The sequence below is a fragment of the Streptomyces sp. NPDC091287 genome, from assembly GCF_044768525.1.
GTDB lineage: Bacteria > Actinomycetota > Actinomycetes > Streptomycetales > Streptomycetaceae > Streptomyces.
Genome location: NZ_JBIVUV010000018.1, coordinates 26058 through 45898 on the forward strand (window position 1 = coordinate 26058; position 19841 = coordinate 45898).

Genomic DNA, 19841 nt, shown 5'->3' on the forward strand with positions numbered 1-19841 from the left:
GCGGAAGTCCGCAGCGCCATCGATGGATCCATTGCAGCATCTATCGGGCTCTTGGATCAAACCGGGAGGAGAACCATGTACCAATGGCCCAGCAGATATCGCGATCGATCAGCCACCGGCGTGCCAACGGACCACCTGGGGCGGGCACCACCGCACGCACGGCGGACGGAGGCACCGGACGGCTGGGCTCCGGTTCGGGGAGTGAGCGGGGGATGAGTACGCGTACTCATCCCCCGGACGGGACGGGCGGCGCACGATGCCGACATGGACATGGACACGCGCGCGGACGGGATCCGGGAGGGGCACGAGCCGCGGAGCGGAGGGGCGAACCTCCTGGTGTTCCTGGCTCTGCTGCCGCTCGACGCGCTCGTCGGCGGCCACGCCTGGCTCGCGATCGGCATGAACGGCTGGGCCGCCGCGCACAACGGCGAGGAAGCCACCGTCGCGGTGACGGAGCTGGCGGGGTACGGCGGCGTGCCGGCGGCTGTGGGGCTGGCGCTGTGCTGGGGACGGTACCGGGGCGCCGCCGTGGCCCAGTTCGTCCTGACGGCCGTGCTGATGGCCTGGCTGCTGTCGTTCTACGGCTGAGGCGCTGTCGTACCGCCCCGGCGGCGCGGGGCCCTCGCCCTGGGTACAGTCGGGGCCGCACCGGACGGCTCGGAAGGAGATCTGCGGATCATGGCGGTGGACGCTCTCGACACCCGGATCCTGCGCCTGCTGATCGAGCAGCCGCGCACCAGCGTCCGGGAGTACGCGCGCATCCTCGGCGTGGCCCGCGGCACGCTGCAGGCCCGGCTCGACCGGCTGGAGCGCGACGGGGTGATCACCGGTACCGGGCCGACCCTCTCCCCCGCCGCGCTCGGTCATCCCGTGCTCGCCTTCGTCCACCTGGAGGTCACGCAGGGGCATCTGGTCGAGGTGGGCGACGCCCTGGCGGCCGTGCCCGAGATCATCGAGGCGTTCTCGACGACGGGCGGGGGCGATCTGCTGACCCGCGTCGTCGCCCGGGACGCCGGGCATCTGGAGGACGTGATCCAACGGCTGATCCAGCTGCCGGGGGTCGTCAGGACCCGGACCGATGTGGCGCTCCGCGAACGTGTGGCGCACCGGGTGCTGCCGCTGGTGGAATCCGTGGGGCGCGCGGCGGGCGACCGGGACCGGCCGGGTCCCGCACCCGGTCGGGGGTGACCGGGCCCGCCGCCGCGGACTGCGGCATGCTGGGGCCATGACGTCCCACCCCGTGGCCGCGCCCGGCCCCCACGTGATCTTCGATCTCGACGGGACGCTGGTGGACAGCGAGCCGAACTACTTCCAGGCGGGGCGCCGGCTGCTCGCCCGGTACGGGGTGCGGGACTTCGACTGGGAGGCCCACACCCGGTTCATCGGCATCGGCACCCGGGAGACGCTGACGGTCCTGCGCGCGGAGTACGGGATCGACGCCCCGGTCGAGGAGTTGCTCGCCGGGAAGAACGCCCTGTATCTGGAGCTGGCCGGGGCGTCGACGGAGGTCTTCCCGCAGATGCGGGTCTTCGTGGAGCGCCTGTACGCGGCCGGGGTGCCGATGGCAGTGGCCTCCGGTTCGTCCCGGGCCGCGATCGGGGCGGTCCTCGCGGTGACCGGGCTCGACGCGTACATCCCGCTGTACGTCTCCGCCGAGGAGGTCGCGCACGGCAAGCCGGAGCCGGACGTGTTCCTGGAGACGGCCCGGCGCATGGGGGCGGAGCCGGCGGACTGCGTGGTGCTGGAGGACGCCCCTCCCGGAGCGGCGGCCGCGCACACGGCGGGCATGCGGTGCTTCGCCGTCCCCTATGTGCCGGAGACGGCGTCCGACCCGGCGTTCGGGACCGCCGAACTCCTTTTCAGGGGCGGGCAGTCCGCGTTCACGGCCGATGCCGCGTACCGTCGGCTGCTCGGCTGAAGCGGGGGTCCGGCGGGCGCTCCCGGCGCCGGGGCGGGCGCGGAGGGGTACCGGGCCGTCAGCAGAGCCCGGCGAAAGGGCCGTCGGGGCATCGGGGCTCCGCCGGACCGATATCCTGATCATGTCGTTCGCCGCTCCGCCCCGGACTGCGCCGGAGACCGGGAACCACGGGTCCCGGCAGCCGGAGCGGGCCACAATTCGAGACAGGTGTACAGGTGCTGGTAGCTGGTCGGTACCGATTGGTATCCCCCATCGGTCGTGGCGGCATGGGCGAGGTGTGGCGTGCCACGGACGAGGTGCTGGGGCGTTCCGTGGCCGTGAAGCTGCTGCTGGGGGACCAGGCGGACGCCTCGTCGACCGCCCGCTTCCGGCTGGAGGCGCAGACCGCCGCCCGGTTGAGCCACCCGCACCTGGTGGCCGTGTTCGACTTCGGGGCCTGGGAGGACCGGTTCTTCCTGGTGATGGAGCTGGTCGAGGGGCAGAGCCTCGGGGACCTGCTGGCAGCCCAGGAGCGGGTCCATCCCGAACAGGTCGCCCTGATCGCGGGCCAGGCGGCCGCCGGGCTGGCCGCCGCGCACCGTCAGGGCATCGTCCACCGCGACATCAAGCCGGGCAACCTGATGCTGGACGCGGACGGTTCGGTGAAGATCGGCGACTTCGGGATCGCCCAGTTCGTCGACGACCCCTCGACCGCGCTGACGACGGCCGGCCACATCGTCGGTACGAGCCTCTACCTGGCCCCCGAGCGGGCGCTGGGACGTACCGCCGACTCCGCGTCCGACATGTACTCCCTGGGCTGCGTCGTCTATCAACTGCTGCTCGGACAGCCACCGTTCCGCTCCGACACGGCGACCGCGACGCTGTACCAGCATGTCGACACCCCGCCGGTCCCGCTGCGGCAGCGGGGCGTGGAGATCTCCGCGGCCTTCGACTCGTATCTCCTCGGGCTGCTGGCCAAGCAGCCGGAGGAACGGCCCACCGCGCAGCAGGTCTCCGACTGGTTCCGCACCGACGCCTGGCGCGGCCGGCCGGAGCCCCTCCCTCTGCAGACGCCCACGTCCCACCGGGCGTCCGCCCCCATGGCCCCGAAGCCCTCCCCCGCCGGGCCGCCGGCGCCGGTCGGCCCGACGACGTACCGGCTTCCGGGACCCACGGGGCGAAGACGGCAGGCGTCGGCCCGATCGGCTCCGGCCCGTCGTCGCAGTACCCGTGAGGCGATACGGCGTCGGCCCAGGGTGGCCAGCCTCATCGCGGGCACGGCGACGTTCCTGGCCGCCGTGTATCTCGGAATGATCCTTTTCTCCCCGGACTCCAGCTCGGCCGGAACACCGGATCAGAGTCCGTCCTCGGGCCCCTCGCAGGACGTCGGCGACGGCGGCGGGCAGAACCCGCAGGACCAGCAGGACGGTGGCCGACAGGGCGGGGACGACGAGCAGGACGACTGAGTCCCGCCCGCTCCCCCTCGCCCGCTGGCGCCCTGCCCGTTCCGGCCCCGCCCGTTCCGGCCCCGCCCGCCGTCACCAGCGGTCGTGGACCTCCGCGCGGATCGACCGGTCGTACAGGTCCCGCACCGCGTCCAGCGTGGACTGCGGCAGCGGTGGAAGGGCGGCCGCCGCCGCGTTGGCGCGGGCCTGTTCCACCGAGCGTGCGCCGGGGATCACGCTGGTCACGCCCGGCTGCTGGGTGATCCAGCGCAGCGCGGTCTGCGCGGGGGTGGCGCCCTCGGGGGCCAGTTCGGCGAACTCGGCGGCAGCGGCGACGCCGGTCGCGTAGTCGATGCCGGAGAACGTCTCGCCCCGGTCGAACGCTTCACCGTGCCGGTTGTACGTACGGTGGTCCTCGGGGCCGAAGACCGTGTCCTTGGTGTATTTGCCGGAGAGCAGGCCGGAGGCGAGCGGCACCCGGGCGATGATGCCGACGCCCGCCGCCGCGGCGGCCGGGAGCACCTCGTCCAGCGGCTTGAGGCGGAACGGGTTGAGGATGATCTGCACGCTCGCGACGCCCGGGCGCGCGATGGCGGTCAGCGCCTCGGCGCAGGTTTCGACGCTTACAGCGTAGGCGGCGATCCGCTGCTCGGCGACCAGGGTGTCCAGGGCGTCGTAGACGGCGTCGGAGGAGTAGACGCCGCCGGGCGGGCAGTGCAGTTGTACGAGGTCGAGCGTGTCGGTCCCGAGGTTCGTGCGGGAACGGTCGTTCCAGGTACGGAAGTTGTCCAGGACGTAGTTCTCCTCGATCTGGTCCGCGCGGCGGCCCATCTTGGTGGCGACGAGGACGTCGGCGTCGGGGCGGCTCTTGAGGTAGCGCCCGATGAGCTGTTCGCTGCGGCCGTCCCCGTACACGTCCGCGGTGTCGAAGAAGGTGACGCCGGATGCGACGGCCGCGTCGAGAACCCCGAACGCGTCGTCCTCCGCGACCTCGCCCCAGTCGCCCCCGAGCTGCCAGGTGCCCTGTCCGACGACCGATACGTCACGGCCGGTCCTGCCGAGTGTGCGCTGTTCCATGAGGATCATGCTATTCCGCTCTCGGGTCGGAGGGTGGACGGCGGCAGGAGCACCTCTGCCGCCGTCCACCGGCTTGGGGGCCGCCCTGGCAGCGGGCGGGCCGGGGTCAACCCCGGTACTGCGCGAGGACCCGCGTGAAGTCCCACGGCTGCTGTCCGACACCCGAGCAGGTGTCGGCCCCGCCGCCGGTGCAGGGGCGGTCGCGGTTGACGGACCAGAAGGTCAGCCGGGCGAGGTGCCGCTGCTGGGCGTAGGCGAGGATGGTCCGGAAGTCGGCGACGGTGATGGTCTCGCCGACGTCGGTGGTGCGGTTCATCGAGGAGATGCCGGTGTGCCGGTAGGCCTGGTCGTCGCTGTAGCCGTAGGCGTCTCTGACAGCCGTCTTGAGCCCTTCGGCGGCGCGGACGCTGAGCGTGCCCATGTTCTGGCCGTTGCCGCCGAAGTTGAACGGCATGATCGTCCAGCTGTCGACGGTGAGCCCGGCCTGGGCCGCCCGGTTGATGAGGCTGGTGTCGGGGCCGTTCTGGCCGGTGCCGAAGGTGACGTACAGCTTGATGCCGGGGTTGTTGGCGCGGACGGTCTTCAGGGCGTCCACGGTGCGCTGCTGGACGGTCGGCGAGTCGTAGGCGGCGGCTTCGATGTCGATGTCGATGGCCTTGAGGCCGTACGCGTCGATGACCCTCTGGTAGGCGGCGGCCAGTTCGCCCGCACTGCCGCAGGAGCTCTCCAGCTTGTTGCCGCTCCAGCCGCCGAACGACGGGATCACGTCGCCGCCGGCGGCCCGTACGGTGTTGATCGTCTGCTGGTCCACGCCGCCGACGAGCGGGCGGCCGCCGTCCCACTGGGGGTTGCAGTAGCCGTTGCTCAGGACGAAGGCGAGGGTGAACCACTTGACGCCGGTCGCGTTCATCACGGTCGTCGGGGAGGGCGGGCTGCCCCAGCCGTTGTAGAGGTAGGGGGCCACGGCCATCGGGGCGCCGCCCGGGTCGGGGTCGCCGCCGCCGGACGGGGCGTTCCACTTCTGGTTGGCGGCCCCGGTGCAGGTCCACAGCTGGAGCCGGGTGCCGTTGGCGGAGCTGTTGCCGGTCGCGTCGAGGCACTTGTCGGCTGCCACGGAGACGATGTCGCGGGCGGCGGAGATCCCCCAGCGCTGGGCGCCCGACCCGTTGCAGTCTCACAGGTGGAGAACGGAGCCGTTGGCGGTCGCGCCGTCCTTGACGTCGAGGCACTTGCCGAGCGCGCGTACGGTGCCGTCGGAGCGGACGTCCCACTGCTGGGCGCCGGTTCCGTTGCAGTCGTAGAGCTGTACGGCGGTCCCGTTGGCGGCGGACGCGCCCGCCACGTCGACGCACTTGCCGCCGATGCCGGAGATCTGCCCGACCGCGGCGACGGCCGCGGTGGCGGGGCTGCTGGGGGTGAGGAACGCGGCTATGGCGGCGAGCGCCAGGGCGGGCAGCGCTAGGGCGTGTTTCGAAAGTAGCGCCGTCCGCCCGGAGGGCGGGCTCGGCGGCGTCTGGTGCGTGCGATCGCAAGGCGGAGGGTCGCCCCGATACTGGATGTATCGGGGTGATCCCGACAACGCGGCGAGGGATGGGGTCTCCCCTGCTCGAGCGAAGCCGAGAGCTTGGGGAAGTGCCAGACGCCGCCGAGCAGGCGGGACTTTCGAAACACGCCCTAGACGCCCGAGCCGTCTTCGCGGGGAGCGGGGGGTCGCGGTCATACGGGTCACCGTCCTTGTAGGAGGGAACCGGCGCCCGTCCGCGGACTGCCGCGGACGGGTGCCGGAGCTGCTGGTTCCACCGCAGCCGACGCGTGGGGGCTCCTTCTCGGGCCGCCACCGACCGGTCGGCCGTCGCCGGTCCCCGGGCCTCAGTCGCCGGTCGTCACGCGGACGTAGTCGATGACCATCTGCTGCGGGAACTGCGTACTGCCGTCGGGGTCACCGGGCCAGTAGCCGCCGACCGCGAGGTTCAGGATGAGGAAGAACGGCTTGTTGAACACCCACTGGTTGCCGCCCAGGTCGGCCGGGGTGCGCCGCTGGAAGACCTGGCCGTCGACGGACCAGGTGATGGAGTCGGGCGCCCAGTCGACGGCGAAGGTGTGGAAGTCGTCGGCGAACGCCTGCCCGTTCGGCAGCGTGTACGCGGCTCCGATGCCGCCGGAGCCGGAGTATCCGGGCCCGTGCAGGGTGCCGTGGACGGTGCCGGGTTCGAAGCCGACGTTCTCCATCACGTCGATCTCGCCGCTGTTCGGCCAGCCGACGTTGCCGATGTCGTCGCCCAGCATCCAGAACGCGGGCCAGATGCCCTGGCCGCGCGGGATCTTGATGCGCGCCTCGACGTGGCCGTAGGCGGCGGAGAACTTGCCGGAGGTGTTGAGCCGGGACGAGGTGTACTCGCAGGTCCCGTACCAGCACTGGTAGTTGCCCGGGTTCTCCTTCCGGGCGGTGATCACGAGGTTGCCCTGGCCGTCGAGCGCGGCGTTGTCGTTGCCCGGGGTGTAGTACTGCCGTTCGTGGTTGTTGACGTTGTCGCCGGTCTCGATCTGCCACTTGCCGCCGTCCACGGCGGCGCCGGCCGGTCCGTCGAACTGGTCCTCGAAGGCGACGGCCCGCGCCCCGGGCCCGGAGGCGGGGGAGCCGGCGGCGGGTGCGGCGGACGCCCCGCCGGGGAGTGCGGTCAGGATGGCGGAGCAGCAGAGCAGCGAGGCGGCGTAGAGGGCGACGCGGCGGCGCCGGGAAACGCTGCGCGCCGTGGAGTGCGTGGGGTGCACGGTCATCACATCACTTCGCGTGGGGGGACATGTGCATGACAGGTCGACGCCGAGAGGTGAACGGTTGGGGCGATCACCTCGGGCGCATATTTCAATACTTGATTTAAGGGAGTGTCGCAGGAGCCGTCAATGACCTGGTCCAGACCGGAGAGGGAACGGCATGCCCCCGAGGCATATGCGCCTGAAGGCAGTCGGCTCATCGTGCGGTTCGTCCCGGGCAGCCGCAGAGTGGAAACACGGACCGGCGAGACGGGCCGGGGCCACGAAGGGAGCACGACGTGGAGAACGACGGCACACCGCGGCCCCACTTCGTCGTGCAGATCCATGACGCGCGACGCCTGCACTTCGATTTCCGGCTGGAGGTCGACGGCGTACTGAAGTCCTGGGCGGTGCCGCGCGGGCCGTCGGAGAACCCCAGCGACCGCCGGCTCGCCGTACCGACGGAGGATCACGCCCTGGAGTACCGCGAGTTCGAAGGGGTGATCCCCCACGGCGAGTCCGGCAGCGGCACGGTCATCGTCTGGGACCAGGGCACCTACCGGCCGCTCGGGCATGACGGACAGGGCGACTCCGTCCCCTTCTCCGAGTCCCTGGCGCTCGGCCATGCGACGTTCTGGCTGTACGGGTCGAAGCTGCACGGCGAGTTCGCGCTGACCCGCGTCCAGAAGGGCGACGAGCCGGACAGCGGCGGCCACGAGGCGTGGCTGCTGATCAAGGCGAACGACCGCCTCGCCGTTCGCGGCAGGCCCGGCTCCCCCGACCCGTACCACGCCAGGTCCGCCCGTACGGGGCGGACGCTGCACCAGGTCGCCGCGGCAGCGTCCCGGGAGCCCGGAGGCTGACGACACGCCCCGGGGTGACGCTCGGGCGCCCCGTCCGTCAGGCCCCCGCGCCGGAGATCTCGGCGAGCACGTCCGTGTAGAGCGGCCGCCGGTCGGGCCGGGCGTGGGCCGCGGTCCGGCGCAGGACCGGGACCGCCACGTCACCGAAGCCGACGAGCGCGTCCCGGGCCGCTCTCCGGACCACCGGCTTCGGGTGGCCGAGGAGCCGGACGAGGTCGGGCAGCGCGGGCTCCCAGCCGGCGCGGCCGAGCGTCCGCGCCGCCATGCGCACCACGTCGGGCAAGGGATCGGACAGCAGGAGCGCGGTGAGCCGGGCATGGGTGTCCCGGTCGAACAGGGCGCGCGAGGTCCGGTGTGCGTGCAGGCGTACCCCGGCGCGTGGGTGGCTCAGCAACTCCTCGACCAACGCGCTCAGTTCCGGGTCCGGACCGGCTCCGGGCACGGGTGCGCGCTCCTCGACGAGGCGGGTGAGGGCCTGGCGGGTCTGCTCGGGCGTTCCCGTGCGGGCGAGGTCGAGCAGTTCCGGCAGCGACGGACGGTCCGCCGGAGCGGCCGTCGTGCTCCGGAACGGGGTGCGCAGGGCGTCGAGCGCGGCAGCGTCCTCGTGTTCGGCCCCGGGTGTGCGCAAGGGGCCGTCGACGAGGACGAGCCCGTCGGCCAGGGCGTCGCGGCCTTCGGTACGCAGTCGGCGCTCGGCCCTGGTCAGCACGGGGGTCCGGAGCAGTCGCAGCCCGGTCAGCAGGTCGAGCAGCCCGAGGTCGCCGGCCTCGACGCGCGGTGCCAGGTGGTGGGCGAGGACCTCGGCGGGAACGTTGCGCAGCGCGGTGCGGGCCGCCTCGTGCACAGCGGGCGAACCGTGTTCCCACCACCCGACGATCAGCGGGACGAGCGGGGGCAGCTCGTCCTCGGGCAGCCGCGCCGCCCAGCGCAGCGCCCGCTCGGGCAGCACCCCTCGGGAGGTCAGTTCCACGACGGCGGGGTGTCGGCCACCGCCCTCTGAGGGGTGGGCGTCGGGGTGGGCCCCGCCGTGGTCCTCCGGGTGCGCGAGGAGATCCAGGGCGGCGGTTTCCGGGAGCACGTCGGCCCGGCCGCGCAGATACGCCCGCAGCACGGCGCGCGCCACCCCCGGCTCCGGCCAGTCGAGCAGGGCCCGCGCGGCGGCGGTCCGGCGCTCCCGCCTCTTCGCGTCCAGCATGGCCAGCAGCCGGGTCCGCTGGGCGGCCGACCGGGGCTGGTCGAGATCGTCCGCCCGCACCCGGCGCGACGAGGCGCCGGATGCCGCGCTCGCCGCCCTGTTCTCGGCGATGGTCCACTCGGGTGCGTCGATCGGCTGGAGCTCGGTCATCCAGTCGACGAGCCGCCCGCGCACGTCGGGCGCGGCCTTCGGGTACGCCTCGACGAGCGCGGAGAGCAGTTCTCGGGACTCGTTCGCGGCAGGCGCGCGCCGGGCACCGTCCGCACCGGCGGCGCGCCGGGGCCGGGCACCGGCGGCGACATCGCGTCCCCGGAACTCCGCCAGTGCTTCGGGCGTCCGTACCGCCTCGGTCAACTCGGCACGCCAGGAAGCTGATTCATCGACGACCGCCGGTTCCTCCGGTACGCCGAACGCCTCCCGGAGCACAGCGGGCGCGGCGCTCCAGGGGTCTGCGCCGAGGTGGGCGGCGTCCAGGGCCCGGTCGAGATCTGCCCGGACGAGCACGGCGCCCAGCTGTCGGAGCAGCGTGAGGCCCCAGGCGGCCGTCCCGGGCCGGGGCCGGCTGTCCGGGTCGGCGGGCGGCAGGGCGCGAAGTCCTTCGACGACGGTGAAACGCTGGACGGCGGACAGGTGCGGTGCGACGGCGTGCAGGACCTCGATCAGGTCCCCGGCCGACCCGGCCGCCGGCCTCGCGGCTGTGGCCAGGGGAGACCCGTCCGACCCTCCCCCGCCGGTGGCGGCGTCGAACGCGTCGGTCACCGTACCGGTGTGCCGGGCGAGCACCGTCATCTCGTCGGCGGACCACGGCCCCGGGCACAGGCGCAGGGCGCACCGCAGGAGGCGGCCGCGGAGCCCGGCCTCGACGGTGCTGCCGGCCAGGCCGAGCCAGTCACCCAACAGGGCGCGGGCCGCCGGGCGTTCGTGGGCGGCAACGGTGTCCGGGGGTGCGGTCCGCCGGGCGACGCGCAGGGCGAGCGCCGGGTCCCAGCCGGAGCGCAGCAGAGCCGTCACCTCGGGGTCGGCCCCGTCCGGGGGCCCGCCCGGGGCAGCGGGCGGCGTCGGCACACCGTGCCGGGCCAGTGGTTCCGCCAGGTCCTGGACAGAACCGGCGGCGAGCCGCACCCCGCCGTCGGCGACGAGCGCCAGCAGGGCGGGGACGACCGGCGATCCCCCCATGTCGAGGGCGAGCACGGCGCGGGCGGTCGCCTCGTGGTCGAGGGCACGGAGCAGGAGGCGGCAAGAGCGCTCGTCGCGAGCCGCCTCGGCGGCGGCGAGGAGGGTCGCGGCGTAGGCGCTGCCCACGACGGCGCGCAGCGCCCGTGTCAGTGCGGACCGCAGCCCCGGGTTGTCGTCGCGGCCGAGCGCCCGCAGGATGTGCGGGACGGCGGACGGCGCGCCCGCGTCGAGGAGGGTGGCCGCGGCGGTCTTCCTGATGTTCATGTTCGGGTGGTGGAGACAGCCGGCGACCGCCTCGCCCGCCCAGCGGGCCCGTGCCGCGCCGAGCGCCGACAGGGCCGCGCGCACGGTGCGGATGTCCGGGTCGCGGGTGAGCGGGACGAGGGTCGCGGACAGGGCCCGCGCGTCCTCGCCCGAGGCGTCGTGGGCCAGCAGCGCGATGACGTGCTTGCGCACGTGCGGGTCGCGGTCGCGCAGCAGACGGTGCACCCGGGCCCGGGTGGACGGGGTCGCGGGGACCTGGAGCAACGCCTTGAGCAGCACCGCCCGTTCCCCGCCGGTGAGCCCGGGCCGCTCCAGCAGGCCGAGCACCGTCGCGGTGAGGAACGCGTGGCCCGCTCCGGTGTCGTCCGGTGCGTCGAGCAGACAGACGGGCCTGATCCGCCGCCGCCTCCACAACCGGCTCCCGTGGGCGCGCATCGCGTCCAACACCTCGGGCGGCAGCTCCGGTTCGCCGTCCGGGCGGGCCGGTCCCGCGGGTGCGAAGCCGGGGCCCGGGGCGTCCGTCCCCGGCCCGAGTCGGCCGGCGGCGAGGTCGCGCACGATGCGCAGGAGCAGGTCGGCCAGGGGGACACCGTCCGGGGGCACGGTTCCCGTACCGGCGTGCGCCGCGATCCGGCAGAAAGCCGCCACGGGGGCGTCCACGTCCACACGGGCGCGCAGAACGGCCAGTTCCCGCTCGTCGGGGGCGCCGAGGTCGGCCTCGATCTCGCGCGGGAGGTCCTGGGGGGCGAGCCGGGCAAGCAGCTCCTGTCGCTGCCCGGGTTGGTGGGTGAGGTGCCACAGGAGTGCCAGCGCCCGGTCGCGTACGGGGCGCAGTTCGGGTGCGACCGGGAGGCGTGGTGGGCCGTCCGTGGCCGTGGACGGTCCGTCCGCCGGGCCGCCGACGCCGAACGCGCGGGCCAGCGCCGATCGCGTACGGTCCCCTCCGATGGCCTCCAGGGCGTCCAGTGCGGCGGACGGGACCGTGGGAAGCAGGGCCAGCACCGCTTCCTCGGCGGCCGGCGGTCGCAGGACGCGGATCGCGGCGAGGAACGGGCGCGGGGCGCGGGCGGCCGGGAGGAGTCGGGTGATGGCCTCGCCGATGGGGATGTCTGCGGCCCCCTGACGCGACAGGGCGATGAGCAGCTCCAGGCGGCGTGGCCAGTCCGGGGCGGCGGACGGGGCGTCGGTGAGGGCGTCGAACAGCGGGCGACGGGAGGTGTAGAGGACCGTGGCGAGGTCCTCCGCCGGCAGCGTGTGGTCGGCCAGGGCCAGGGAGAGGAGCGGGCCGACATCCGGGTCCGCCGGGAAGTGGCCGCGCCGGTGCAGTGCGCGCAGACAGGTCAGCACGGGCCCGGCGAGCAGGAGGGGGTCCGTCGCGGCCAGGGCCACCAGACGGCCGGTGTCGGCGCGTTCCGCCCGTTCGCCCAGGAGTTCCACGGCCTGCCCGCGCAGGGCCGGAGCCTCGGCCGGATCCTCCGCCGTGCTCCACAGCACCGTGGGGTGACCGTGCCGGGCCGCGGCGACGAGAGCGGCGGCGGCGAGTGCGGCCGACGCCCCGTCGCGATCGGCGGACCGGCCGCCCAGGGCCCTCGCCGGGCGGGTCAGCGGTGACGCGTCCACGGGGATGACCGCCGCCCAGGGCTCGGCGAGTTCGCGCAGCACGTCGGTCACGACGTCGGGGTCGGGCGAGTCGAGCAGCCGCACCAGCCGGCCGCGTACGAACGCCGGTGCGAGCAGTCCGGCGTGCAGCCCGTCGCGGGCCAGCCGCAGCGCCTCGGTCCCCAGCACCGGGTCCCCGGTGTCGACGAGTTCGGCCACGAGCCGGTCGGGGCGGTGCGCCCCGGCGGCGTCGCTCTCCCGCACGGCCCGGTAGAGGAGCTCGCCCGCCGGTTCCGTACGGAGGACGGTCGGGTCGCCGAGGATCTCCGCCCGCAGCCAGGCGATCCGTACCCGGGCGGGCAGCGCGGCCGCACGCCAGTCGGGCAGCCGGTGGCGCGGCTTCCGCGCCCCGAGCCGGGCGTGGATCCCCGCGAGCAGGAGGGACTCCTCGGGCGACGCCCCGGGGGAATCCGGCAACAGGCTGGCCGCCAGAGCGAGATGACCTGCCCCGGCCACGCCTTCTCCCCCGCCCCCGGAGTCCGGGATGTCCGCGCGTTCGGCGAGGAGGGTGAGGCCGAGGTGCCGTATCCGGGGTGCGGGGTGCCGGACCAACCGGCCGAGCAGTTGCGGCGGACAGGTGCGGGCGTCGAGGCGCCGGGCGAGGAGAGCGGGGTCGGCGCGGTCGAGGGCGTCGATGATCGTTTCGTCCGGCGGAGGGGTCACCGACGGAGCGTAGACGGCCGGGTCACCCGGTCGCCCGAGGTTTTCCGACGCCTGGTACCGCCCCGGCCCGTCCTGATCGATGATGTTGCCCTGGGCCCCCGCCCCGGCAGGAGCAACGGCCCTTGGGACGAAGGGGTTGTGATGCGGGAACTGCCACCGGACCCGACGACGACGGACGCACGGGAGACTCCCCGTACGGGAGCCCCACGGGAGGCGTCCCGTACGGAAGACGCGCGGGAGGCGTCCCGTACGGAAGACGCGCGGGAGGCGTCCCGTACGGGAGAGGACGCCCAGGTGATCGTGGTGGGGGCGGGGCCGGCCGGGTCCTCGGCCGCGTATCACCTGGCGCGGGCCGGAGTGGACGTGATCCTGCTGGAGAAGGCCCGCTTCCCCCGGGAGAAGGTGTGCGGCGACGGTCTCACCCCGCGCGCGGTGCACCAGCTCATCCGGATGGGCGTGGACATCACCGCACCGGGCTGGATGCGTTCGCGCGGGATGCGCTGGGTGGCCGGGGAGCACCGCGTGCACATCGACTGGCCGGCGCTGGGCGGCTATCCGGACTTCGGGCTCTCCCGCAGCCGGCACGACTTCGACGACATCCTGGCCCGGCACGCCGTGGCGGCCGGGGCCCGGCTGTACAGCGGCTGGAAGGCGGAGCGCCCGCTGACGGACCGGGCGGGCCGGGTCGCGGGGGTCGCCGCGTCCTCGGATTCCCCGGACGTCCCGGAGCCGGTCGACTTGCGTGCGCCGGTCGTCATCGCCGCCGACGGGGCCTCCGCCCGCCTCGCCCTGGCGCTGGGTCTGGAGCGGGACCCCCGGCGGCAGATCGCGACGGCCGCCCGGCGCTACTACCGCAGCCCCGAACGCTCCCAGGAGGAGTACCTGGAGCTGTGGGCCGACCTCCGCTTCCCGGACGGGGGCCCCTACCTTCCCGGCTACGGCTGGATCTTCCCGATGGGCGACGGCCGGGTCAACGTCGGGCTCGGGGCGTTCCCCCACCGGCGGCACGGCAAGGCGGACCTGCGCGCCACCCTGAACCAGTGGCTGGCCCGGACCCCGGAGGGCTGGGGGTTGCGCGAGGAGAACGCGGAGGGCCCGGTCCGCAGCGCCGCCCTCCCCATCGGTTTCAACCGCCACCCGCTGTACGCGCGCGGGCTGCTGCTGGTCGGCGACTCCGGCGGGATGGTCAGCCCCTGGAACGGCGAGGGCATCGCCCAGGCGATGGAGGCGGGCGAGGTCGCCGCCGGGACCGCGGCTCTCGCCCTGGCCCACCCCCGAGGGCCTCGCCGCGAACAGGTGCTGCGTGGTTACCCGGTGGAGATGAACCGCCGCTGGGGCCGCTACTACCGCCTCGGCAACACCGCCGCCGACCTGATCTTCAGTCGCTCGGGCTTCCAGCCGGTGCTCAACCGGTACGTCATGGGATCGCCGTTCCTCCTCAACACACTGGCCCGGCTGCTCACCGACCTGACGGACAAGCCCTCGCGCGATGTGATCGACCACGTCCTCAACACGGCGTTCCGCCTCGTCCCGGCCCCGAGGCCGGGGCCCGCGCGGCGGGGGGCTCGGAAGCGCTGACGGGGCGGTGGCCGGAGGACGGGCGACGCACGCCCCCGGGAGCACGCGCCCGGAAAGATCGGACCGCTGACGCGACACCGGCGTCACCCCGCGCGAGGGCTCAACCGCTCTGGCCGGCGACGCGGACCCGCGGCGGGCCGGACGTCCGGGCTGTGTCTCAGGTGGCGATCCCGGCGACAGTGGCTGCCTCCTGGAGCACGTCGACCAGCATGGGCATGGTCAGCCGGCCCGTGAAGGTGTTGCGCTGGCTGGGGTGGTAGCTGCCCAGCAGGTGCAGCTCCTGTCGACGCCCGGTGGCGGGCAGCACGACCCGGGCGCCATGGCCGAAGGCGGGACGCGGACGCGGTAGCTCCCATCCCGCCTCCGCGAGGACCGGCAGCAGCGCCTGCCAGCCGAAGCCGCCGAGGACGACCACCGCGGTCAGCCCCGGACTCAGCAGGTCCAGCTCCGCCGCGAGCCAGGGACGACAGGTGCCGCGTTCTTCGGGCGTCGGCCGGTTCTCCGGAGGCGCGCAGTGCACGGGTGAGGTCAGTCGCACGCCACGCAGACGGAGCCCGTCCTCGGCGTGGACCGAGGACGGCTGCGAGGCGAGGCCCACCGTGTGCAGCGCGGAGAAGAGGAAGTCGCCGGTCGCGTCACCGGTGAACATCCGCCCGGTCCTGTTGCCGCCATGGGCCGCGGGCGCCAGCCCCACCACCGCCACCTTGGCATCCGCCGGGCCGAAGCCCGGCACCGGTCGCGCCCAGTAGTCCTGGTCCCGGAAGGCGGCGCGTTTGACCCCGCCGACCTCCTCCCGCCAGGCCACGAGCCGCGGACAGGCGCGGCAGTGGGGAACGAGGACATCGAGCTCGGCGAGCCCGGTGCACGAGGGCGCGTGCCGCGCCGGGAATCCCCGGTCGTCGGCCGCCGCCACCGGGTCCGCCGCCTCGTCCATGCCTCCAAGCTACTTCCCGGCCTGCCGCGGTGCCGTCGGGGGATGCAGCAGCCGGGCGAGCAGGTCGTCCAGGCTCACCAGTCCGGTGAGGCCGCCCTCCCCGTCGCGTACGACGGCGATCGTGGCCCGCCGCTCGCGCAACTGCTCCACCGCGTGTGCCGCGGTCGCGTCCGGGGCCAGTTCCGGGACGGGACGGGCCAGGTCGCGGGCGAGGACGTCCCGGCCTCCGGCACGGGCCACGAGGGCGTCCCGGGCGTGCACCGATCCGAGGATCTCCTCCCCGTCGCGTACCAGCAGGCGGGTGCGGTCGGCCTCGGCGGCGGTGGCCAGGATCCGGTCGAGTCCGGCGTCCGCCGGAACCGTCGCGATCCGCTCCACGGGGGTCCGAAGCACGGAGACCGGGGTCCCCGGCTCGGTCAGGGACCTGGTCATCAGTCCGGAGTCGCCCTTGCTGATCAGCCCGAGGCGCTCGGACTCCTCGATCAGGTGGGTGAGCTGGTCGCGGTTGTGCACCGAGGCGAGTTCGTCGCGCGGGGTGACCCGGCACAGCCGCACGAGGGCGTTGCTGATCGCGTTCAGCAGCCGGATCAGCGGGCGTACGGCGCCCACCACGGCGCGGAAGGCGGGGCTCAGCAGCATCGCGGAGCGCTCCGGGTGGGCGATGGCCCAGGATTTCGGGGCCATCTCGCCGACCACCATGTGCAGGAAGACGACGACGATCATCGCCAGCGCGAAGGCGATGCCGTAGCTGAGGGCCGCGGGCAGTCCGAGCCTCTCCAGCAGCGGGTCCAGCTCGTGGGAGATCGCGGGCTTGGACACGGAGCCCAGGCCCAGGGTGCAGATGGTGATGCCGAGCTGGGCTCCCGCGAGCATCAGCGACAGCTCGCGCATCCCGTCGAGCGCGGCCTTGGCCCCGCGCTGCCCCTTGGCGGCGGCCTGTTCCATGCGGTGTCGCTTGGAGGCGACCAGGGCGAATTCGGCAGCGACGAAGAATCCGCTGCCGATCAGGAGCAGGACCGTCACGAAGAGCGCCATGGGGAAGCTCATGCCTGCGGCTCCTGTCCGGTGGGTCCTGTGGGCCCTGTGGGTTCGACACGTTCGGTGGGTTCGGTGGGCTCGGTGCGCTCGATGCGGACGTACTCGGCGACGTGCCGGTCGAGGGTGCGCACCTCGATCCGGACCGCGCCGACGGTGAGCCGGTCGCCCACGGTGGGAAAGCGTCCGAGCCGGTCGATGATCAGCCCGGCCAGAGTGTCGTAGTCGTCGCTCTCCTGGGGCAGTGCGACGCCGGTGGCCTCCTCGATCTCGTCGAGGCGGCGGCCCGCGTCCACGGTCCAGCCGGAGCCGTCGGCGACCGCGAGTTCGACGACGGTGTCGGACTCGTCGGCGATGTCCCCGACGAGTTCCTCGGCGATGTCCTCGTACGTGACGATCCCGGCCAGGCCGCCGTGCTCGTCGAGGACGACGGCGAACTCGTCGTCGCGCTCACGCATCTGCGCGACCGCCGCCGGAAGCCTGAGGAGCTCCGGCAGCAGGAGCGGGCGGCGGGCCAGGGAGCCGACGGTGGTGCGCCCGACGTCGGCCGCGGGCAGCCGCATCAGCTCCCGTACGCCGAGGACTCCGGCGGGGTCGTCCGGATGGTCGCCGAGCACCGGGTAGTTGGAGTGTCCGTGCCGGGCGATCAGCTCGACCGCCTCGGCTGCGAGGGCGTCCCGGCGGACGAACGCCACGTCGGCGCGCGGGATCATCACCTCGCCCAGGTTCCGCTCGGAGAATTCCAGCGCGTGGTCCATGAGTTCGGCCGTGGCGGCCGGGAGTTCGCCCTGTTCGTGGGATTCGCCGATGAGGTGGCCCAGCTCCTCCAGGGTCGCGCCGTGGTGGAGCTCCTCGACCGGTTCGATGCCGATGCGGCGCAGCAGCCGGTTGGCGACGCCGTCGAAGACGTGGACCACGGGGCCGACGATCCGCAGGTAGATCAGGGTGGAGGAGGCGAGGGACTTCGCCATGCTCTCGGGCACGGCCAGGGCGAGGTTCTTGGGGGCGAGTTCGCCGAGGACCATCTGGATGACGGTCGCCACCACGAACGACAGCGCCACGGAGATGCCCGAGACGAGGCCGTCGGAGAGGCCCGTGCCGCTCAGGGCGGGCCGCAGGAGGGCGGAGACGGACGGTTCCGCGAGGAATCCGACGACGAGTCCCGTGACGGTGATGCCGAGCTGCGCGCCGGACAGCATGAAGGAGAGCCGCTCCAGGACCTTCACGGCGCGGGCGGCCCTCTTGTCCCCGGCGGCGGCCTCCCGGCCGAGGGTCAGCCGGTCCGCGGAGACGTACGCGAACTCCTGGGCCACGAAGTAGCCGGTCCCGGCGGTGAGGACGAACACGGCCAGCAGGCCGAGCAGGGCGGAGGTCATCGGTCACCCGCCCCGCGCGGGAGGCGGCGGGCGGCCCTGCCCGGGGCCGCGGGTCGGTGACTGTGGGGGTCGGGCCCTGAGGGGCCCGGACTGGCGGACAACGCGTGGCTCCTGTCCGGCTGGGTTCTCCAGCCATGGGTTCGAGTGGGACGCACTCCGACGGCAGGTGAGCACCCGGGCATGATTCTGCATGCCGGGCGGGTGAGGAAGGGCCGTCGACGGGGCCCGCGTTCCGCGGCTGATGAACTCTACAACCCTGTAGCGACAGGCGTCGGGCCGATCTTCGCGGCTCCGGACAGGCTGCTCGCCCGAGGGCCCCGGACTACAGCGGTGTCGCCGCCTCCAGGACGAGAAACAGCGCGACGGCCGCGTTCAGCGCGGACAGCGCGGAGACGGTCGTCCCGGCCGCGGCGACGAGCGCGGCGACACCGGCCGGGGTGAGGGCGGGGGGCCAGCCCCGGTCCGGCGGTACCGGGCCCAGGAGCGCCGCCACCCGTCGCGGTACGGGCCCCGCCGCGGCGAAGGCGGCGAAGGCCGCGCCGCCGGGCACCGAGCGGGAGACGAGCGCCGCCTTGCCGACCGCGCGTGCGGTCAGCCGACGGTCGCCGGTGACCCGGGCCGCTTCCTCGTCCGCCCAGCGCTCCGTGCTGTAGACCAGGGCCCCGAGCAGCGGCCACAGCAGTGGATTGACGCAGCCGGCCAGCCGGGTCGCGAGCAGCAACCGGTGGTGGCGTCCCGCCAGATGAGCGCGTTCATGGGCGAACAGCGCCCGGTGCTCGGCCGGTTCGAGGGAGGCGAGCAGCGCCGTGGAGACCATCACCCGCCCCGGGGAGCCGGGGAGCGCGTAGGCGTACGGGACGTCGTCGGGCAGCACGGCGACGTCGCCGCCCGGCAGGCCCGCGAGCGTCCGGTGGGCCCGCGCCCGGAAGCGGTAGTGGCGGTGGACGGTGACCCCGCAGGCCGTCGTCACGACGACGAGCGCGAGGATGGACGCCTTGCCCGCGAACGCGTCGTGCGGCACGGCCTCGCGGACCTCGGCGTCGGACCAGCCGTCGGGCAGCGGATTGCCTGGCAGCTGGGCCGTGCCCACCACCACCAGCAGTCCGAGACACACCAGGCTGCAGGAGGCGAGGATCACGGCGACGGTGGTCAGCAGCCGGGCGGCCCTGCGGGGGTGCAGGTGCTGTTCGGCCAGGCGCGCGATCGGCAACGCGGTCAGGGGCAGCACGAGCGGCAGGTAGACGAAGACGCCCATCGTCAGCGCTCCGGCCGGTCCGAGGGCGTTCCGGTGTCGTCGGGACCGCTCTCGGCGAGCAGGGCCCGCAGCAGGTCCTCGTCGTGCGAGGAGAGGACGGAGACGAAGCTGGAGAGCACCGCGTCCCGGTCGCTCTGCTTGTCGAGGAGCCGGCGCATCCGCAGGGCGGCGAGACCCGCCTCGTTCGCCACGGGCTCCCACAGGACGGGGCGGCCTCGTCCGGTGCGCGTGACCGCCTGTTTGGCGTGCAGACGCGTCAGGATCGTGATGACGGTGCTGTACGACAGGCCCGCGCCGAGCCGTTCCAGCACCCAGGCGGCGGTCACCGGCTCGCTCGCCCCGCCCAGCACCGACAGCACCTGGGCCTCCAGCTCGCCCTGGCCACGCCTGCGGGCGGGAGATTCCCGCTCGCCACCGGCTCCTTCGGCGTCCACGGCCCGACCCCTCTCTCCGTCCGTCCGGCTTTCTCCGTTCGGCCGCCCTGCTGCGGCGTCCCGCCTGCCGGGCGTCGGGAAATCGTATCCAGCCGACGGAGGTACCGGCGACCGGCCGGGGCGGGCCGAACACCTCCTGGCCCGGAAAATCTACAGTGCTGTAGATTTTTCTTGTAGTCGCAGAGTGTCCGCGCCGTCACCCGTGGCGTGGCCGCCACCACGTGAACACCCGTCACCGC

At 73.9% G+C, this 19841-nt stretch carries 14 protein-coding genes and 1 pseudogene; 6 read left to right on the forward strand and 9 right to left on the reverse strand.

What is annotated here, in order from left to right:
- Positions 1 to 264: 264 nt before the first annotated feature.
- The 4 genes from ACIQRW_RS28000 to ACIQRW_RS28015 all read left to right on the forward strand — a co-directional run bounded on the left by ACIQRW_RS28000 (position 265) and on the right by ACIQRW_RS28015 (position 3363).
- Complete coding sequence (locus ACIQRW_RS28000; protein ID WP_403765152.1) at positions 265 to 588, forward strand: hypothetical protein; 324 nt, start codon at positions 265 to 267, stop codon at positions 586 to 588.
- Between the two features lie 90 nt (positions 589 to 678).
- Positions 679 to 1188: an Lrp/AsnC family transcriptional regulator gene (locus ACIQRW_RS28005; RefSeq protein WP_274346065.1), complete on the forward strand. Its 510-nt coding sequence runs from the start codon at positions 679 to 681 to the stop codon at positions 1186 to 1188.
- Between the two features lie 37 nt (positions 1189 to 1225).
- Positions 1226 to 1918: an HAD family hydrolase gene (locus ACIQRW_RS28010; RefSeq protein WP_403765154.1), complete on the forward strand. Its 693-nt coding sequence runs from the start codon at positions 1226 to 1228 to the stop codon at positions 1916 to 1918.
- A 266-nt stretch (positions 1919 to 2184) separates the two neighbouring features.
- Positions 2185 to 3363 (forward strand): serine/threonine-protein kinase, encoded by a 1179-nt coding sequence (locus ACIQRW_RS28015; protein ID WP_403765156.1) that lies wholly within the window; start codon positions 2185 to 2187, stop codon positions 3361 to 3363.
- 72 nt (positions 3364 to 3435) lie between these two features.
- On the opposite strand, the gene ACIQRW_RS28020 is transcribed toward ACIQRW_RS28015, so the two are convergent.
- From ACIQRW_RS28020 to ACIQRW_RS28030, 3 genes and pseudogenes are all read right to left on the reverse strand, one after another.
- A complete protein-coding gene (locus tag ACIQRW_RS28020; protein WP_403765158.1) occupies positions 3436 to 4428 on the reverse strand; it encodes an aldo/keto reductase in 993 nt (330 codons plus the stop codon).
- Positions 4429 to 4525: 97 nt separating this feature from the next.
- Positions 4526 to 5875, reverse strand: a pseudogene (locus ACIQRW_RS28025) (ricin-type beta-trefoil lectin domain protein).
- 413 nt (positions 5876 to 6288) lie between these two features.
- Positions 6289 to 7197, reverse strand: a complete 909-nt coding sequence (locus ACIQRW_RS28030; protein ID WP_403765160.1) for a family 16 glycosylhydrolase — start codon at positions 7195 to 7197, stop codon at positions 6289 to 6291.
- 272 nt (positions 7198 to 7469) lie between these two features.
- Here ACIQRW_RS28030 and ACIQRW_RS28035 point away from each other — a divergent pair, with 272 nt between their 5' ends.
- Positions 7470 to 8033, forward strand: coding sequence for a DNA polymerase ligase N-terminal domain-containing protein (locus ACIQRW_RS28035; RefSeq protein ID WP_403765162.1), 564 nt, complete (start codon positions 7470 to 7472; stop codon positions 8031 to 8033).
- 37 nt (positions 8034 to 8070) lie between these two features.
- On the opposite strand, the gene ACIQRW_RS28040 is transcribed toward ACIQRW_RS28035, so the two are convergent.
- Positions 8071 to 12990, reverse strand: a complete 4920-nt coding sequence (locus ACIQRW_RS28040; RefSeq protein WP_403765164.1) for a HEAT repeat domain-containing protein — start codon at positions 12988 to 12990, stop codon at positions 8071 to 8073.
- Between the two features lie 141 nt (positions 12991 to 13131).
- Between ACIQRW_RS28040 and ACIQRW_RS28045 the strand changes: the two genes are divergently transcribed.
- Positions 13132 to 14568 (forward strand): geranylgeranyl reductase family protein, encoded by a 1437-nt coding sequence (locus tag ACIQRW_RS28045; RefSeq protein ID WP_403765166.1) that lies wholly within the window; start codon positions 13132 to 13134, stop codon positions 14566 to 14568.
- A 157-nt stretch (positions 14569 to 14725) separates the two neighbouring features.
- On the opposite strand, the gene ACIQRW_RS28050 is transcribed toward ACIQRW_RS28045, so the two are convergent.
- The 5 genes from ACIQRW_RS28050 to ACIQRW_RS28070 form a co-directional block, all read right to left on the reverse strand.
- Entirely contained in the window at positions 14726 to 15502 is a 777-nt protein-coding gene (locus ACIQRW_RS28050) for a uracil-DNA glycosylase (RefSeq protein WP_403765168.1), read from the reverse strand.
- A gap of 9 nt (positions 15503 to 15511) precedes the next feature.
- Positions 15512 to 16549 (reverse strand): hemolysin family protein, encoded by a 1038-nt coding sequence (locus tag ACIQRW_RS28055; protein WP_403765170.1) that lies wholly within the window; start codon positions 16547 to 16549, stop codon positions 15512 to 15514.
- The gene (locus ACIQRW_RS28060) at positions 16546 to 17913 is read right to left on the reverse strand and encodes a hemolysin family protein (RefSeq protein WP_403765172.1); all 1368 of its coding nucleotides are present in this window, start codon (positions 17911 to 17913) and stop codon (positions 16546 to 16548) included. Before ACIQRW_RS28060 ends, ACIQRW_RS28055 begins: the two co-directional genes overlap by 4 nt.
- A 322-nt stretch (positions 17914 to 18235) precedes the next feature.
- Positions 18236 to 19168, reverse strand: a complete 933-nt coding sequence (locus ACIQRW_RS28065; RefSeq protein ID WP_403765174.1) for a M56 family metallopeptidase — start codon at positions 19166 to 19168, stop codon at positions 18236 to 18238.
- A gap of 2 nt (positions 19169 to 19170) precedes the next feature.
- Entirely contained in the window at positions 19171 to 19602 is a 432-nt protein-coding gene (locus ACIQRW_RS28070; protein ID WP_403765176.1) for a BlaI/MecI/CopY family transcriptional regulator, read from the reverse strand.
- Positions 19603 to 19841 lie beyond the last annotated feature (239 nt).

Coding starts and splice junctions, on each gene's coding strand:
- ACIQRW_RS28050 (WP_403765168.1), bottom strand. CDS start 15,502: ATGGACGAGGCGGCGGACCCGGTGGCGGCGGCCGACGACCGGGGATTC.
- ACIQRW_RS28015 (WP_403765156.1), top strand. CDS start 2,185: ATGGGCGAGGTGTGGCGTGCCACGGACGAGGTGCTGGGGCGTTCCGTG.
- ACIQRW_RS28010 (WP_403765154.1), top strand. CDS start 1,226: ATGACGTCCCACCCCGTGGCCGCGCCCGGCCCCCACGTGATCTTCGAT.
- ACIQRW_RS28055 (WP_403765170.1), bottom strand. CDS start 16,549: ATGAGCTTCCCCATGGCGCTCTTCGTGACGGTCCTGCTCCTGATCGGC.
- ACIQRW_RS28020 (WP_403765158.1), bottom strand. CDS start 4,428: ATGATCCTCATGGAACAGCGCACACTCGGCAGGACCGGCCGTGACGTA.
- ACIQRW_RS28045 (WP_403765166.1), top strand. CDS start 13,132: ATGCGGGAACTGCCACCGGACCCGACGACGACGGACGCACGGGAGACT.
- ACIQRW_RS28065 (WP_403765174.1), bottom strand. CDS start 19,168: ATGGGCGTCTTCGTCTACCTGCCGCTCGTGCTGCCCCTGACCGCGTTG.
- ACIQRW_RS28005 (WP_274346065.1), top strand. CDS start 679: ATGGCGGTGGACGCTCTCGACACCCGGATCCTGCGCCTGCTGATCGAG.
- ACIQRW_RS28030 (WP_403765160.1), bottom strand. CDS start 7,197: ATGACCGTGCACCCCACGCACTCCACGGCGCGCAGCGTTTCCCGGCGC.
- ACIQRW_RS28000 (WP_403765152.1), top strand. CDS start 265: ATGGACATGGACACGCGCGCGGACGGGATCCGGGAGGGGCACGAGCCG.
- ACIQRW_RS28060 (WP_403765172.1), bottom strand. CDS start 17,913: ATGACCTCCGCCCTGCTCGGCCTGCTGGCCGTGTTCGTCCTCACCGCC.